Here is a 13,531-nt window from a genome sequence, read left to right as displayed (position 1 = left end):
CATCGATCGGAGGAGCCTCTTTTTCATTTTCTTTCCATCAATAAATTTAGCGAAAAAATCGAACATATATTCGATTTTGGTATGGTTATTTATAGGTGGTTTGTGGTAGAATGAAAAATATGTAAAAGGAACGTATGCTCGTCTATTCTTGATTCAGGGGTCTATGCGTTTTAGATAGGAGGTATGTCAGTGAAGGATCAGTTTGAACTTGTATCCAAGTATCAGCCTCAAGGGGATCAGCCGGAGGCGATTCGTCAGTTAGTGGAAGGGATCCGGCAAGGGAAGCCTCATCAAACTTTGCTGGGGGCAACGGGAACAGGAAAAACCTTTACTGTTTCCAATGTAATAAAGGAAGTCAATAAACCAACCCTGGTCATTGCCCATAATAAAACGTTAGCTGGCCAGCTATATAGTGAGTTCAAGGAATTTTTCCCGAATAACGCGGTTGAATACTTTGTCAGCTACTATGACTACTACCAGCCAGAAGCTTATGTTCCGCAGACTGATACTTTTATTGAAAAAGATGCAAGTATTAATGATGAGATTGATAAACTGCGGCACTCTGCCACCTCTGCTTTGTTTGAACGAAAAGATGTCATTATTATTGCGAGTGTGTCTTGTATCTATGGTTTAGGTTCTCCAGAGGAATATAGTGAGCTTGTTTTGTCACTTCGAAATGGTATGGAAATCGAGCGAAATCAATTACTTCACAAGCTGGTAGATATCCAGTATACGAGAAATGATATTGATTTCCGGCGCGGAACGTTTCGGGTTCGCGGAGACGTAGTTGAAATTTTTCCGGTATCACGAGATGAGCATTGTATTCGGGTTGAATTTTTCGGTGATGAAATCGAACGAATTCGTGAAGTCGACGCGCTGACTGGAGAGATTTTGGGTGAGCGGGATCATGTAGCGATTTTCCCTGCATCCCACTTCGTAACACGTGAAGAGAAAATGAGAATAGCGATTGAAAATATCGAAAAAGAGTTGGAGGAACGGCTGGCGCTGCTTCGCTCGGAGAATAAACTGTTAGAAGCTCAGCGATTAGAACAAAGAACGAAGTATGACCTTGAAATGATGAGAGAAATGGGCTTTTGTTCAGGGATAGAAAACTACTCAAGACATCTGACGCTGCGGCCACCGGGGTCTACTCCGTATACACTTCTAGATTACTTTCCTGAAGACTTTTTACTTGTAATTGATGAATCGCATGTGACACTGCCGCAAGTTCGCGGGATGTTTAATGGGGACCAGGCCCGTAAACAAGTGCTAGTGGACCATGGATTCCGTCTGCCGTCTGCGATGGATAACCGACCGCTCCGGTTTGAGGAGTTTGAAAAACGGGTGAATCAGGCAATTTTTGTTTCTGCAACACCTGGTCCGTATGAACAAGAGCATTGTCCGATCATGATTGAACAAATCATCCGTCCGACAGGATTGCTTGATCCGACAATCGATGTTCGCCCGATTGAAGGCCAAATTGATGACCTCATCGGTGAAATCCAAGAGCGGGTTCAAAAGAATGAGAGAGTTCTTGTTACGACCTTGACGAAGAAAATGGCGGAAGACTTAACGACCTATTTGAAGGAAGTTGGAATTAAAGTCCGTTACCTCCATTCTGAAATTAAAACCTTAGAAAGAATTGAGATTATCCGTGATTTACGGCTTGGGGTGTTTGATGTATTGGTTGGAATTAACCTTTTACGAGAAGGATTAGATATTCCTGAGGTATCCCTTGTTGCTATCTTAGACGCGGATAAAGAAGGATTTTTACGCTCTGAGCGATCTTTAATTCAAACAATCGGAAGAGCGGCCCGGAATGCAAATGGTCATGTCATCATGTATGCTGATAACATGACAGAATCGATGCAAAAAGCGATTGAGGAAACCGGGCGGAGACGAAAGATTCAAGAAGAATATAATCATATGCATGGTATTACACCGCAAACGATTCAAAAAGGAATTCGCGATGTCATTCGCGCAACACATGCAGCCGAAGAACAAGGACAATATAATGAAGCAGAGCCGAAGAAAAAATTGTCTAAGGCAGAACGTGTAAAATTAATCGAGAACTTGGAAAAGGAAATGAAGGAAGCTGCCAAGGCATTGAATTTCGAACGGGCAGCCGAGCTTCGTGATTTAGTATTAGAGTTGAAAGCGGAAGGATGATCTTTTCATGGCGAAGGATCAAATTATCGTCAAAGGGGCAAGAGCCCATAATTTAAAAAATATAGATGTAACGATCCCCAGGGATCAATTAGTTGTGCTGACAGGACTTTCTGGATCAGGGAAGTCCTCGCTCGCTTTTGATACGATTTATGCAGAAGGGCAGCGCCGCTATGTAGAATCTTTATCTGCATACGCCCGACAGTTTTTAGGGCAAATGGATAAACCAGATGTCGATACGATTGAGGGTTTATCACCAGCGATTTCGATTGATCAAAAGACAACAAGCCGAAATCCAAGATCAACGGTTGGAACGGTAACAGAGGTTTACGACTATTTGCGTCTGCTCTATGCAAGGGTCGGCCGGCCAATTTGTCCAAATCACGGAATTGAGATTACATCACAAACGATAGAGCAGATGGTTGACCGGATCATGGCCTATCCTGAGCGGACTAAACTGCAGATTCTGGCTCCGATTATTTCAGGACGAAAAGGCACCCATGTAAAAACACTTGAAGACATTAAGAAGCAAGGGTATGTCCGGGTCAGGGTAAATGGAGAAATCTATGACCTCGGGGATGATATTACATTAGACAAGAATAAAAAACATTCGATTGAAGTCATTGTCGACCGTATCGTTGTGAAAGAGGGCGTATCTTCTCGGCTTGCTGATTCTTTAGAAGCTGCGCTTAAATTAGGTGACGGTAGGGTACTAGTTGATGTGATGGACCAGGAAGAGCTGCTTTTTAGTGAACATCATGCTTGTCCTCATTGCGGATTCTCCATTGGAGAACTAGAACCGAGAATGTTTTCGTTTAACAGTCCATTTGGAGCCTGCCCGGACTGCGATGGACTCGGTACAAAACTGGAAGTTGATGAAGCGTTAGTGATTCCTGACTGGAATCTGACTCTTAACCAAAATGCGATTGCTGCCTGGGAACCAACAAGTTCCCAATACTATCCTCAGCTTCTTGCTGCCGTTTGTCAGCATTATGGAATTGATATGGATATTCCTGTTAAAGACATTCCGAAAAATCTGATGGATAAAATTCTGTACGGTGCAAAGGGAGACAAAATTTATTTCCGCTATGAAAATGATTTTGGACAAATTCGCGAAAATTATATTGAGTTTGAGGGCGTGATCGGAAATATTGAAAGACGTTTCCGAGAGACTTCCTCTGATTATATTCGTGAACAGCTAGAGCAATATATGGCCCAACAGCCATGTCCAACCTGTAAAGGCCACCGGCTTAAGCAAGAAAGTCTTGCTGTAAAGATACAGGGCCACCATATTAGCGAAGTAACAAAAATGTCTATTACAGAGGCTCTTTCCTTTTTTGACACTCTTACCTTAACTGAAAAGGAAAAAAAGATTGCCAACCTTATTTTAAGAGAAATTGAAGAAAGATTAGGGTTTTTGGTCAATGTAGGGTTAGATTATTTAACCTTAAGCCGTGCTGCCGGCACGCTGTCTGGAGGAGAAGCACAGCGGATTCGTCTGGCCACGCAAATTGGATCCAGACTAACTGGAGTTCTATATATTTTAGATGAACCATCGATTGGACTTCACCAGCGGGACAATGACCGATTGATTCAAACACTGCAAAGCATGAGAGATATCGGTAACACTCTCATTGTAGTGGAACATGATGAAGATACGATGTTCGCAGCAGACTATTTAATTGATGTTGGTCCAGGAGCCGGAGTGCATGGAGGAGAAATTGTCTCAGCCGGTACTCCAGAAGAAGTGATGAACGATGAGAATTCGCTGACGGGTCAATATTTATCCGGGAAAAAATTTATCCCTCTTCCAGATCAGAGAAGAAAACCAGATGGACGCTTCATCGAAATTGTTGGAGCGAAAGAAAACAATCTTAGAAATGTGAATGTGAAGTTTCCATTAGGAATGTTCACTGTTGTTACGGGTGTTTCCGGTTCGGGAAAAAGTACATTAATTAACGAAATCCTTTATAAAGCTTTAGCTTCCAAACTGTATAAGCAATCCAAAGTAAGACCTGGGGAGCATAAAGAGGTAAAAGGAATCGATCATCTTGATAAAGTTATAGACATTGACCAATCTCCTATCGGACGCACACCGCGTTCCAATCCGGCTACCTATACTGGTGTGTTCGACGATATCCGTGATGTCTTTGCGCAAACGAATGAGGCCAAAGTAAGAGGCTATAAAAAAGGCCGTTTTAGCTTCAACGTGAAAGGCGGTAGATGTGAAGCTTGCCGCGGGGATGGCATTATTAAAATCGAGATGCACTTTCTCCCGGATGTGTATGTTCCGTGTGAAGTTTGTCATGGACGACGCTATAACCGTGAAACATTAGACGTGAAATACAAAGGGAAAAATATTTCTGAAGTGTTGGACATGACGGTAGAGGATGCGCTTGAATTCTTCGAAAATATCCCGAAAATTCACCGTAAGATTCAAACGATTGCTGATGTAGGGCTCGGGTATATGCGGTTAGGACAGCCGGCTACCACCTTATCCGGCGGGGAAGCACAAAGGGTGAAACTCGCTTCTGAACTGCATCGCCGTTCTACCGGAAGATCCATTTATATCCTTGATGAGCCTACAACCGGACTTCATGTTCATGACATCGCCCGTTTGCTTGAGGTTCTCCAGCGCCTAGTGGATAACGGAGATACGGTTCTGATTATTGAACATAATCTCGATGTTATTAAGGCAGCCGATTACATTATTGATTTGGGTCCTGAAGGCGGGGATAAAGGCGGTACTATTGTTGCCACTGGAACGCCTGAAGAGGTAGTGAATAATGAAAATTCTCATACTGGCCGCTATCTAAAACCCATTTTAGAACGGGATCAGCTCCGAATGAAAAAACTAATTCAGGAATCTGAAGTTTATTCTTGAAAGGAAGATAAAGATAACTGCTCTTAAATTTTAGGGCAGTTATTTTTTTATATGGGGGTATGAGAAACTTCTTTGTAGTTTAATCGTATGTATAGAGAGTAGATGTAAATTCAGACAGCTTGGCTGCCTGGGTGGCTGAGCGATTATCCGTTCCAAACTAAGGTAATCCGGTTCTCAGTTCAGTAAACCAGTTCCGAGTTCTGCAAAGCCAGCCCATTATTTTATCAAATACAATTAAAGTACGTCTACATACGTAAGCAGACTCCTGCTAGCGACTGATTCTTTAACATGAAGCGGATTGCTATACTTTAGATAGACAGTATTGATGAGATTTAAAGTTTTACACACTGACAGGGAGGGAAATCAAATGAAAGAAGAAAGAAAACGGATACTAAAAATGGTCGAAAAGGGGACGATTACGGTTGAGGAAGCAATAATGCTGATTGAAAAGCTTGAAGAAGAATATAATGGAAAAAATAAAAGCCATAGTCATGCATCCCATCACCATACAACTGCGAAAATATTTACAGATTTAGAGAAAAAAGATTCTTTTTACGACGAAGACGAATTTACAAAGGATGCTAAGAAACAATATACTTCCAGCCAATCTTTTCAGCAAACGAAAAATAAATTTTTCGACTTTGTTGACCAGGCCGTTAAAAAAATAAAAGATATTGATTTTGACTTGCAATGGATAAAAGGAATTGAGATATCGCATATTTTTCAACATACTGATGCCCAAATTTCTGAGGTTGAAATTGATATCCCTTATGGTTCGCTAGAGATCATTCCTTGGGATGAAAAGGACATAAGATTGGAATGTCAAGCGAAAGTATATAAGGTGGATGATCAGGATGAGGCAAGAAATGTCTTTCTAAAGAGCTCAGTCTTTTCTGTTAAGGATGGAAAATTACGTTTTGTTTCCCAGCCAAAAATATTAAAAGTCGATACGGTTGCTTATATTCCAAAACAGCAATATGAATCGATTTGGGTAAAACTAATGAATGGTTCCATTAAGACAGAATCAATTCTTGCCAATAAAACGATATTAAAATCAGTCAATGGCCGGATTGTTGTAGACGGCATCCGCGGAAAGCATTTAGACGCTGAGTCAACGAACGGATCAGTATCTCTAAATTCTTGCTTCCTCGAAGCTTTAGAGGCAGAGTCGATTAATGGAAAGTTGACGGCAATAGGAGAATTTAATAAAGTGGATATGCAGTGCCTAAATGGCAGTGTGACATGTGATGTAAAAAACTCAGATGTGAATACTGTAAGGCTAAAAGCCGGAACAGGAAGCATTCATCTGACTTTACCAGACGATATCGCAGCTCAGGGTGAGCTGAAATCCAGTCTCGGCAGTGTTAGTGTCAACCTGGATGCTGACATTCAAGCTGAAAAAAGTGAAGTTTTACAAAAGCAGGTCACCTTCCTTACGGCTAAATCCGGAGAGCCAAAGGCTTACATTTTTGCAGAAACCAAAACCGGCTCTGTTACGGTAGACGGAAAGAAAAAAGAAGGAATTACGCTTGAAAAGTAGAAGAGTAGGGTAAAGAATTTAAAAGGATCTGTAATTTGTATATTAAAGGGGTTCATTATAGATGAAGTGGATTGTTGGAATCATTATTAATGCTGTTATTTTTATCGCATTAGCCGGATATTTTACAGAAGGGCTATTTGTGGAGAGTTTTACGTCCTCTATTATTGCCAGCTTTGTTTTGTCGATCTTAAATATTATCGTTCGGCCAATTTTAGTGATTCTGACACTTCCGGTTACTTTTATTACATTAGGTTTCTTCCTTTTTGTAATTAATGCCATCACCCTTGTCATTACGGATTCTTTAATGGGAGATGCTTTTGAAATCAGCAGTTTTGGCTTTGCCATCTTTGTAGCGATTTTAATGTCTCTTGCCAATTTAATTATTAATGCTGCAGTCATCAAACCGCTGCAGAAAAGATAAGAAAATGAGCCAGGTAATCTTCTTTACCGGCTCATTTTTTGATCGATTAACCAATCGAATAGGACTTTTTCATTTTGTTTTCATTGATTGTCGATAAGGCTTCTTCATCAGCGATCACAGTTACATCTGCATGAAGGTTTAAAATCGAAGCAGGGAATGATTCCTCAACTGTTCCATTAAGCAAACGTGCGATTGTGTCCGCCTTTGATTTTCCTGACACCAGCAATAAAATTCGCTTGCTCTCCATAATAGTGGCTATTCCCATTGTGACAGCTTTTGTTGGAACTTGGTCGATGCTCGGAAAGAAGCGGGCATTGGCTTTTCGTGTTTTTTCCGCTAATTCAACCACATGGGTACGGCTTGTAAAAGAAGTACCTGGTTCATTAAATCCAATATGACCATTATGCCCAATTCCAAGAATTTGGAGGTCAACCCCTCCAGACTTTAGGATGTTTTGTTCATAGTTTTCACATTCTGCTTCTAAATCCTGTGCTGTTCCATCAGGAATTAACTGCTGATCACTCGGAAGGTCTATATATTGAAAAAGTTTCGCTTGCATGTAATAGTGATAACTGTTCAGATCTGATTTTGAGAGGCCAACATATTCATCCAGATTCACACTTGTCACATGCGAATATGAGGTTTGACCTTGATTAAAATCATCGACCAGCTCACGGTATACTCCTTCAGGGGTACTTCCTGTTGCTAAACCTAGTGTGAAAGGTGTTCCCTTTTTTACAAGAGCGATGATTTCCTTGGCTGCTGTTTGACTCATTTCCTTATAGTCTTTACATGCAATGATTTTCACGATTATCCCTCCTTGTTATACGAAATTTCTCCGCGGCATACGGTCAATACAACGTCAAGCTTCTGATTAAGTACTACAATATCTGCATCTTTACCAGACGACAGGCTTCCTTTTCGCTCGTATAGGCCCAGTTCTTTTGCAGGGTTTACAGAAGTGAATTGAATCGAATCCACTAAGGTAAAGGAAGTATCTTCAACAATTAGTTTGACGGCGTCTTTCATTTTTAGAACGCTTCCGGCTAAGGTTCCATCAGCCAATGTTGCTTTTCTGCCTTCTACCTTAACCTCTTGTCCGCCTAAATCGTAAATCCCATTTTTTAAACATTTGGCCCGCATCGAGTCTGTAATCAGTACGATTCGGTCGGTCCCTTTAGATTGTATGGCGTGCTCGATCATCTTAGGATGGACATGAATCCCGTCCGCAATGATTTCAGCGGTAAGTTCACGATGGAGAAGAGCGGCTCCGACTACACCTGGATCTCTGTGATGGAGCGGTCTCATCGCATTATATAAATGAGTGACATGGCTTAATCCTTTGCCAATCGCTTGTTTGACTTCATCATAGGCAGCATTGGAATGACCAATAGAGGCAATAATTCCATTACTTTTTAAGTACTCTACTAATTGATAGCCATTTGGCCGTTCGGGAGCTAATGTAACAAGCCGGATGCTGTCATCAGAAAGGGCACGCCATTTTTCAAAAAGCTCCATGTTCGGCTCTTGAATAAAAGACGGATGCTGCGCTCCAGCTTTATCAGGGTGGAGGAAAGGCCCTTCTAAATGGACACCCGCCATTTCGGCTTTTCCGGGCTTATTTTCCGACTTTCGGTAAAGGGCAATGGCTTGAAGAGCTTTCTCGATCGCTTCGATGCTTTGTGTAGCGGTTGTCGCAAGGAAGCTTGTAGTTCCTTCCTGCGGCAATGTTCTTGCCATCGTTTCATACGCTTCATTAGAAGCATCCATCGTATCGGCGCCACCTACTCCATGAATGTGAACATCGATAAAACCTGGCACTACTTTTTGGCCATTAGCATCAAATTGATTTTCAATATGAGAGGGTGCTGTTTCCATAGGTCCGACTGCCTGGATGATTCCTTCTGCAATATGAATATAGCCATTTTCGATTATTTTCTCCTCGGTATATATTTCCCCGTTAATCAGTAGCCATTCCTTACTTCCGAACATGTGAACATCTCCTGACGCTTTTTCTTTTAGTATAGGTAAGCAAGGTTTAAATGTCTATACCACTTTAGCCTATAATCCCATTAAAATAAAGTTAAATAAACGTTTATTAATAGTAAGGTTATAAAAAATAAGATTGGTATATACAAATATTCTTAACAGATTATTTAGAAAGTGTTCATTTCATTCGTGACACAAGATGGTTTACAATGTAGAGTGTATATATATATTTTGATTCATGAAATAAAATATAAAGCAGAACATTTTGGACCGCTAATTACTAGTATTCCAATGAAATCAATGACAATGCCCGCCTTTACATTACTATAAAATGAAAAGTTATGAAGCGCGGCGATTTTTTGATATAACTATAATGTTCTCCATTATATAGAAGGAGGAGGATTTTACATGGCAAAAGTTCGGACAAAAGATTTAATAGAAAAATTTGATCTTGAACTCGTCAGTGGTGAGGAAGGAATTAATCGCCCGATAATGACAAGTGACCTAAGCCGTCCTGGCTTGGAGATGGCAGGTTTTTTTGAATATTATCCGGCAGAGCGCGTTCAGCTCTTAGGTAAAACAGAATTAACGTTTTTTAGTCAGCTCTCAACATCTGAAAAAAGGGAGAGAATGGACCGGCTTTGTACAGACATTACTCCAGCGATTATAGTTTCGAGAGAGCTAGAGATTCCTGAGGAGCTAATTGAAGCTTCGAACCGGGAATCTGTGCCTGTTATGAAATCGAATTTAAAGACAACTCGTTTGTCCAGCCGATTAACCAACTATTTAGAAAGTATGCTTGCACCATCCACTGCTATGCATGGTGTATTGGTAGATGTTTACGGAGTAGGAGTGTTAATTACAGGCAAAAGCGGTGTTGGTAAAAGTGAAACGGCTCTAGAACTTATTAAACGGGGACATCGTCTCGTTGCAGATGACTGTGTTGAAATAAAACAAGAAGATGAAAATACGCTTGTTGGAAGTGCACCAGAGCTGATTGAACACCTGCTGGAAATCCGGGGATTAGGCATTATTAATGTGATGACTTTGTTTGGAGCTGGGGCGGTACGTTCTTATAAACGGATTACGATTGTTATGAATCTTGAGCTTTGGGATCCAAATAAGCAATACGACCGTCTCGGACTTGATGAAGAAAAAATAAAAATCATCGATACCGAATTGCCAAGATTAACAATTCCGGTTCGTCCAGGGCGAAATTTAGCCGTTATTATTGAAGTTGCAGCGATGAACTTCAGATTAAAACGAATGGGGCTAAATGCGGCAGAACAATTTACAAATCGCTTATCTGATGTCATTGAGGATAGTGATCACGATCATTCATAGGAGAGGAATGAAGTTAAGTGGAGAGTACAATTACACCAATTGACCCAATAGCGTTCTCGATTGGAACTCTAGATGTAAGATGGTATGGAATTTTAATTGGTCTAGGGATTGCCATCGCCTTTTTTATGGCAGTTCGAGAGGGGAAGAAACGGGGACTTGATAGCGAAGTTATTGCAGATTTACTGCTTTGGGCTGTTCCAATTAGTATTGTATGTGCAAGAATCTACTACGTTATTTTTCAGTGGGATTATTATTCACAAAATCCAGGGGATATCGTAAAAATCTGGGAAGGTGGAATTGCGATTCATGGGGCACTTATCGGTGCCGTTGCCACTGCCGTTATTTTTTGCAGAATAAAAGGAATCTCGTTCTGGAAGCTGGCTGATATTGTGGCTCCTAGTTTACTGGTTGGTCAAGCAATTGGCCGCTGGGGGAATTTTATGAACCAGGAAGCATATGGCGGAGAAGTGAGCCGCGAGTTTTTAGAAAGTTTATTTTTACCGGACTGGATCATAAATCAAATGTATATTCAAGGTGCGTATCACCATCCGACTTTTCTGTATGAATCACTTTGGAATTTTGTCGGTATTTTCGTACTGCTTGGCTTGCGAAGAGTTAACCTGCGCCGAGGAGAAATCTTTTTATCCTATCTGATCTGGTATTCTATTGGCCGCTTCTTTGTCGAAGGAATGCGGACGGATAGCCTGATGCTCACTGAATTTTTGCGGATTGCGCAAGTAATGTCACTTGTGTTAATTGTGGTGAGCATTGCAATTATGGTATTTAGAAGAATGAAAGGGTATGCACGTGAACGATATTTAGACAGCTAGTGAAAATCTTGGAGGAATGTTGGCAATGCTTATATCGTCCTGTAAAAAAGGGCTCATGGTGGGCTTAAAGACAGCATGGACTTTAGGGAAAGTTATTTTTCCGATTACATTACTTGTTTCGATTTTACAGTATACACCGGTTTTACCGTGGGTGATTGACCTGATCTCCCCGATTATGGGCATTTTTGGTCTGAGCGGGGAAGCAGCGATTCCATTAGTACTTGGAAATGTACTGAATTTGTACGCTGCGATCGGGGCAATCCTTTCGATTGAATTAACCGTAAAAGAAGTCTTTATTTTAGCGATTATGCTTTCTTTTTCACACAATTTATTTGTTGAGACTGGCGTAGCCTTGAAAGTCGGAGTCAAGCTTTGGGTTGTCCTTCTTGTCCGGCTTGGATTGGCGGCACTTGGTGCAATTGTTGTTAATTTGCTTTGGAACGGCGGTGGTGAGATTGCCCGCTATGGTCTTGTTCCTACTGAAACTAGCAGTGCTCCTGACACATGGGGAGCGATTATCTTCGCAGGATTCGAAAAAGCGGCATTAGGAATTTTACAGTTGGCTATGATCGTGATTCCGCTTATGATTGTTATGCAGATCTTAAAAGATTTAAAATGGCTTGAGGTTTTTTCTAAAAAGATGGCCCCAATTACAAGAGGCCTTGGCATGCAGGAAAACACATCGATGACCTTAGTGGCAGGTCTAACAATCGGATTAGCATACGGGGCAGGAATCATGATTCAGGCTGTCAAAGAAGATGGCGTCAGCAAAAAGGATGCAACCTTAGTGTTTATCTTTCTCGTTGCCTGTCACGCCGTTGTGGAAGATACACTGATTTTTGTACCTTTAGGTATACCTGTTCTGCCGTTATTTATTATTAGACTATGTACAGCTATCGTCTTAACGATGGTGGTTGCTGCTATTTGGAAACGGAAGGACTGGAATAAAAGAAAGGAACCTTCGTATGGGCACACAAATTGATACAGTATTATTTGATCTTGATGGAACTTTAATTGACACTAATGAATTAATCATTCAATCGTTTCTTCATACGATGGAGAATTATTTTCCTGGTCAATACGAGCGCGAGCACGTCCTTCCTTTTATGGGGCCAACGTTGCAGGATACGTTCGAAAATTTAAATCCGGCCAAAGTCGATGAAATGATTAAAACATACCGTGAATTTAACCACCGCGAACACGATCGGTTGGTTAAAGAGTTTGAAGGTGTGTATGAAACAGTGGATGCTTTAATTCGTCATGGGTACAAAATCGGAATTGTGACAACAAAAATTCGAGAAACCGTATTAAAGGGTTTAAAATTAACGAAGATGGAGCCATTTTTCCCAATCATCGTTGCTTTAGATGATGTAGAGAAGGCAAAGCCAGATCCAGAGCCAATTGAAAAAGCAATGGCATTACTGGATTCGAAACCTGAGAACACCATCATGGTCGGCGATAATCACCATGACATCTTAGGCGGAAAAAACGCTGGAACGAAGACAGCGGGAGTGGCCTGGTCCATTAAAGGTGAGGAATATTTAGCACAATTTAACCCAGACTATATGCTCCAAAATATGAAAGACCTATTAACCATTCTAGGTGTGGAAAAATAATGAGAAAAACCGAACGCTTCCCTGTCGAAGGGGCCAATTCCTTATGGCATGTCTATAAAACGGTTCCCTTTTGGAAAGTTGTCAAAAATTTTATAGTGATTCAGATTGCACGATACACTCCGTTCCTCTCCCTGAAAAATTGGCTATACCGCGTTTTTTTACGGATGGACATTGGCGAGAAAACCTCATTCGCCCTTATGGTGATGCTTGATGTGATGTTCCCCGAAAAAATAAAGGTCGGCCGGAATACAGTGATTGGATACAATACAACAATCCTGGCACACGAGTATTTAATTAAAGAATATCGGCTTGGGCCCGTTGTTATCGGGGACGAAGTGATGATTGGGGCGAACACAACCATTCTGCCTGGGGTTGCAATCGGGGACGGTGCGATTGTGTCGGCTGGCACCTTAGTCCATAAAGATGTCCCGGCTGGATCGTTTGTTGGCGGCAATCCAATGCGTGTGATTTATACAAAAGAAGAACGTGAACTGCGGGAGAAGCAGGACGTCGAGTAAAACAAGAACGGTTCGAATGAGCCGTTCTTGTTTTTTTTATGAATGAATGGCCGGTTGGTAGTAGTGATTTGCACGAGAATGGCTGTGAAATGAACGAACATATGTTAGGAATGCACGAAATCGGGAGAGAAATGCACGAAACCGCCATAAACGTGCACGACTCCAACCACTGCCTTCCAAATAAATCTCAAATTATAACTCACCTTTCCATTGACGAAACTAG

At 41.3% G+C, this 13,531-nt stretch carries 11 protein-coding genes; 9 read left to right on the top strand and 2 right to left on the bottom strand.

Features of this window, described 5'->3' with window-relative positions; translation table 11 throughout:
- Nucleotides 1–189 precede the first annotated feature (189 nt).
- The 4 genes from uvrB (at nucleotide 190) to CRO56_RS14350 (ending at nucleotide 7,011) form a co-directional block, all read left to right on the top strand.
- Nucleotides 190–2,169 carry an excinuclease ABC subunit UvrB gene (uvrB, locus tag CRO56_RS14365; RefSeq protein WP_097159311.1) on the top strand — a complete coding sequence of 660 codons (1,980 nt, stop codon included), beginning with the start codon at nucleotides 190–192 and terminating at the stop codon, nucleotides 2,167–2,169.
- Between the two features lie 7 nt (nucleotides 2,170–2,176).
- Complete coding sequence (gene uvrA, locus CRO56_RS14360) at nucleotides 2,177–5,050, top strand: excinuclease ABC subunit UvrA (protein WP_097159310.1); 2,874 nt, start codon at nucleotides 2,177–2,179, stop codon at nucleotides 5,048–5,050.
- Nucleotides 5,051–5,417: 367 nt separating this feature from the next.
- Nucleotides 5,418–6,590 carry a DUF4097 family beta strand repeat-containing protein gene (locus CRO56_RS14355; RefSeq protein ID WP_179714291.1) on the top strand — a complete coding sequence of 391 codons (1,173 nt, stop codon included), beginning with the start codon at nucleotides 5,418–5,420 and terminating at the stop codon, nucleotides 6,588–6,590.
- A gap of 61 nt (nucleotides 6,591–6,651) precedes the next feature.
- On the top strand, nucleotides 6,652–7,011 hold the full coding sequence (locus CRO56_RS14350) for a phage holin family protein (protein ID WP_097159308.1): 360 nt from the start codon (nucleotides 6,652–6,654) through the stop codon (nucleotides 7,009–7,011).
- A 46-nt stretch (nucleotides 7,012–7,057) separates the two neighbouring features.
- On the opposite strand, the gene nagB is transcribed toward CRO56_RS14350, so the two are convergent.
- Together nagB and nagA are read right to left on the bottom strand one after the other, a co-directional pair.
- Nucleotides 7,058–7,819, bottom strand: a complete 762-nt coding sequence (gene nagB, locus CRO56_RS14345; protein WP_097159307.1) for a glucosamine-6-phosphate deaminase — start codon at nucleotides 7,817–7,819, stop codon at nucleotides 7,058–7,060.
- A 2-nt stretch (nucleotides 7,820–7,821) separates the two neighbouring features.
- Nucleotides 7,822–9,003: an N-acetylglucosamine-6-phosphate deacetylase gene (gene nagA / locus CRO56_RS14340; protein ID WP_097159306.1), complete on the bottom strand. Its 1,182-nt coding sequence runs from the start codon at nucleotides 9,001–9,003 to the stop codon at nucleotides 7,822–7,824.
- A 405-nt stretch (nucleotides 9,004–9,408) separates the two neighbouring features.
- On the opposite strand from nagA, the gene hprK reads away from it, so the two are divergent.
- From hprK to CRO56_RS14315, 5 genes are read left to right on the top strand one after another with little or no spacing between them, the layout of a single operon-like run.
- The gene (gene hprK / locus CRO56_RS14335) at nucleotides 9,409–10,344 is read left to right on the top strand and encodes an HPr(Ser) kinase/phosphatase (RefSeq protein WP_097159305.1); all 936 of its coding nucleotides are present in this window, start codon (nucleotides 9,409–9,411) and stop codon (nucleotides 10,342–10,344) included.
- A 17-nt stretch (nucleotides 10,345–10,361) separates the two neighbouring features.
- Nucleotides 10,362–11,174 (top strand): prolipoprotein diacylglyceryl transferase, encoded by an 813-nt coding sequence (lgt, locus tag CRO56_RS14330; RefSeq protein WP_097159304.1) that lies wholly within the window; start codon nucleotides 10,362–10,364, stop codon nucleotides 11,172–11,174.
- A 25-nt stretch (nucleotides 11,175–11,199) separates the two neighbouring features.
- Nucleotides 11,200–12,156, top strand: coding sequence for a nucleoside recognition domain-containing protein (locus CRO56_RS14325; protein WP_097159303.1), 957 nt, complete (start codon nucleotides 11,200–11,202; stop codon nucleotides 12,154–12,156).
- The gene (gene ppaX / locus CRO56_RS14320) at nucleotides 12,140–12,790 is read left to right on the top strand and encodes a pyrophosphatase PpaX (protein ID WP_097159302.1); all 651 of its coding nucleotides are present in this window, start codon (nucleotides 12,140–12,142) and stop codon (nucleotides 12,788–12,790) included. Before CRO56_RS14325 ends, ppaX begins: the two co-directional genes overlap by 17 nt.
- On the top strand, nucleotides 12,790–13,308 hold the full coding sequence (locus tag CRO56_RS14315; RefSeq protein ID WP_097159301.1) for an acyltransferase: 519 nt from the start codon (nucleotides 12,790–12,792) through the stop codon (nucleotides 13,306–13,308). The genes ppaX and CRO56_RS14315 overlap by 1 nt, the downstream gene beginning before the upstream one ends.
- Nucleotides 13,309–13,531 lie beyond the last annotated feature (223 nt).

This window comes from Bacillus oleivorans, assembly GCF_900207585.1.
GTDB classification, from domain to species: Bacteria; Bacillota; Bacilli; order Bacillales; family JC228; genus Bacillus_BF; species Bacillus_BF oleivorans.
This window is presented reverse-complemented; position numbering and strand designations above follow the sequence as displayed.

Bases quoted from the DNA above. Each gene is read 5' to 3' on its own strand.
- hprK (WP_097159305.1), top strand. From the start codon at position 9,409: ATGGCAAAAGTTCGGACAAAAGATTTAATAGAAAAATTTGATCTTGAA.
- ppaX (WP_097159302.1), top strand. From the start codon at position 12,140: ATGGGCACACAAATTGATACAGTATTATTTGATCTTGATGGAACTTTA.
- CRO56_RS14315 (WP_097159301.1), top strand. From the start codon at position 12,790: ATGAGAAAAACCGAACGCTTCCCTGTCGAAGGGGCCAATTCCTTATGG.
- uvrA (WP_097159310.1), top strand. From the start codon at position 2,177: ATGGCGAAGGATCAAATTATCGTCAAAGGGGCAAGAGCCCATAATTTA.
- CRO56_RS14325 (WP_097159303.1), top strand. From the start codon at position 11,200: ATGCTTATATCGTCCTGTAAAAAAGGGCTCATGGTGGGCTTAAAGACA.
- CRO56_RS14355 (WP_179714291.1), top strand. From the start codon at position 5,418: ATGAAAGAAGAAAGAAAACGGATACTAAAAATGGTCGAAAAGGGGACG.
- nagA (WP_097159306.1), bottom strand. From the start codon at position 9,003: ATGTTCGGAAGTAAGGAATGGCTACTGATTAACGGGGAAATATATACC.
- CRO56_RS14350 (WP_097159308.1), top strand. From the start codon at position 6,652: ATGAAGTGGATTGTTGGAATCATTATTAATGCTGTTATTTTTATCGCA.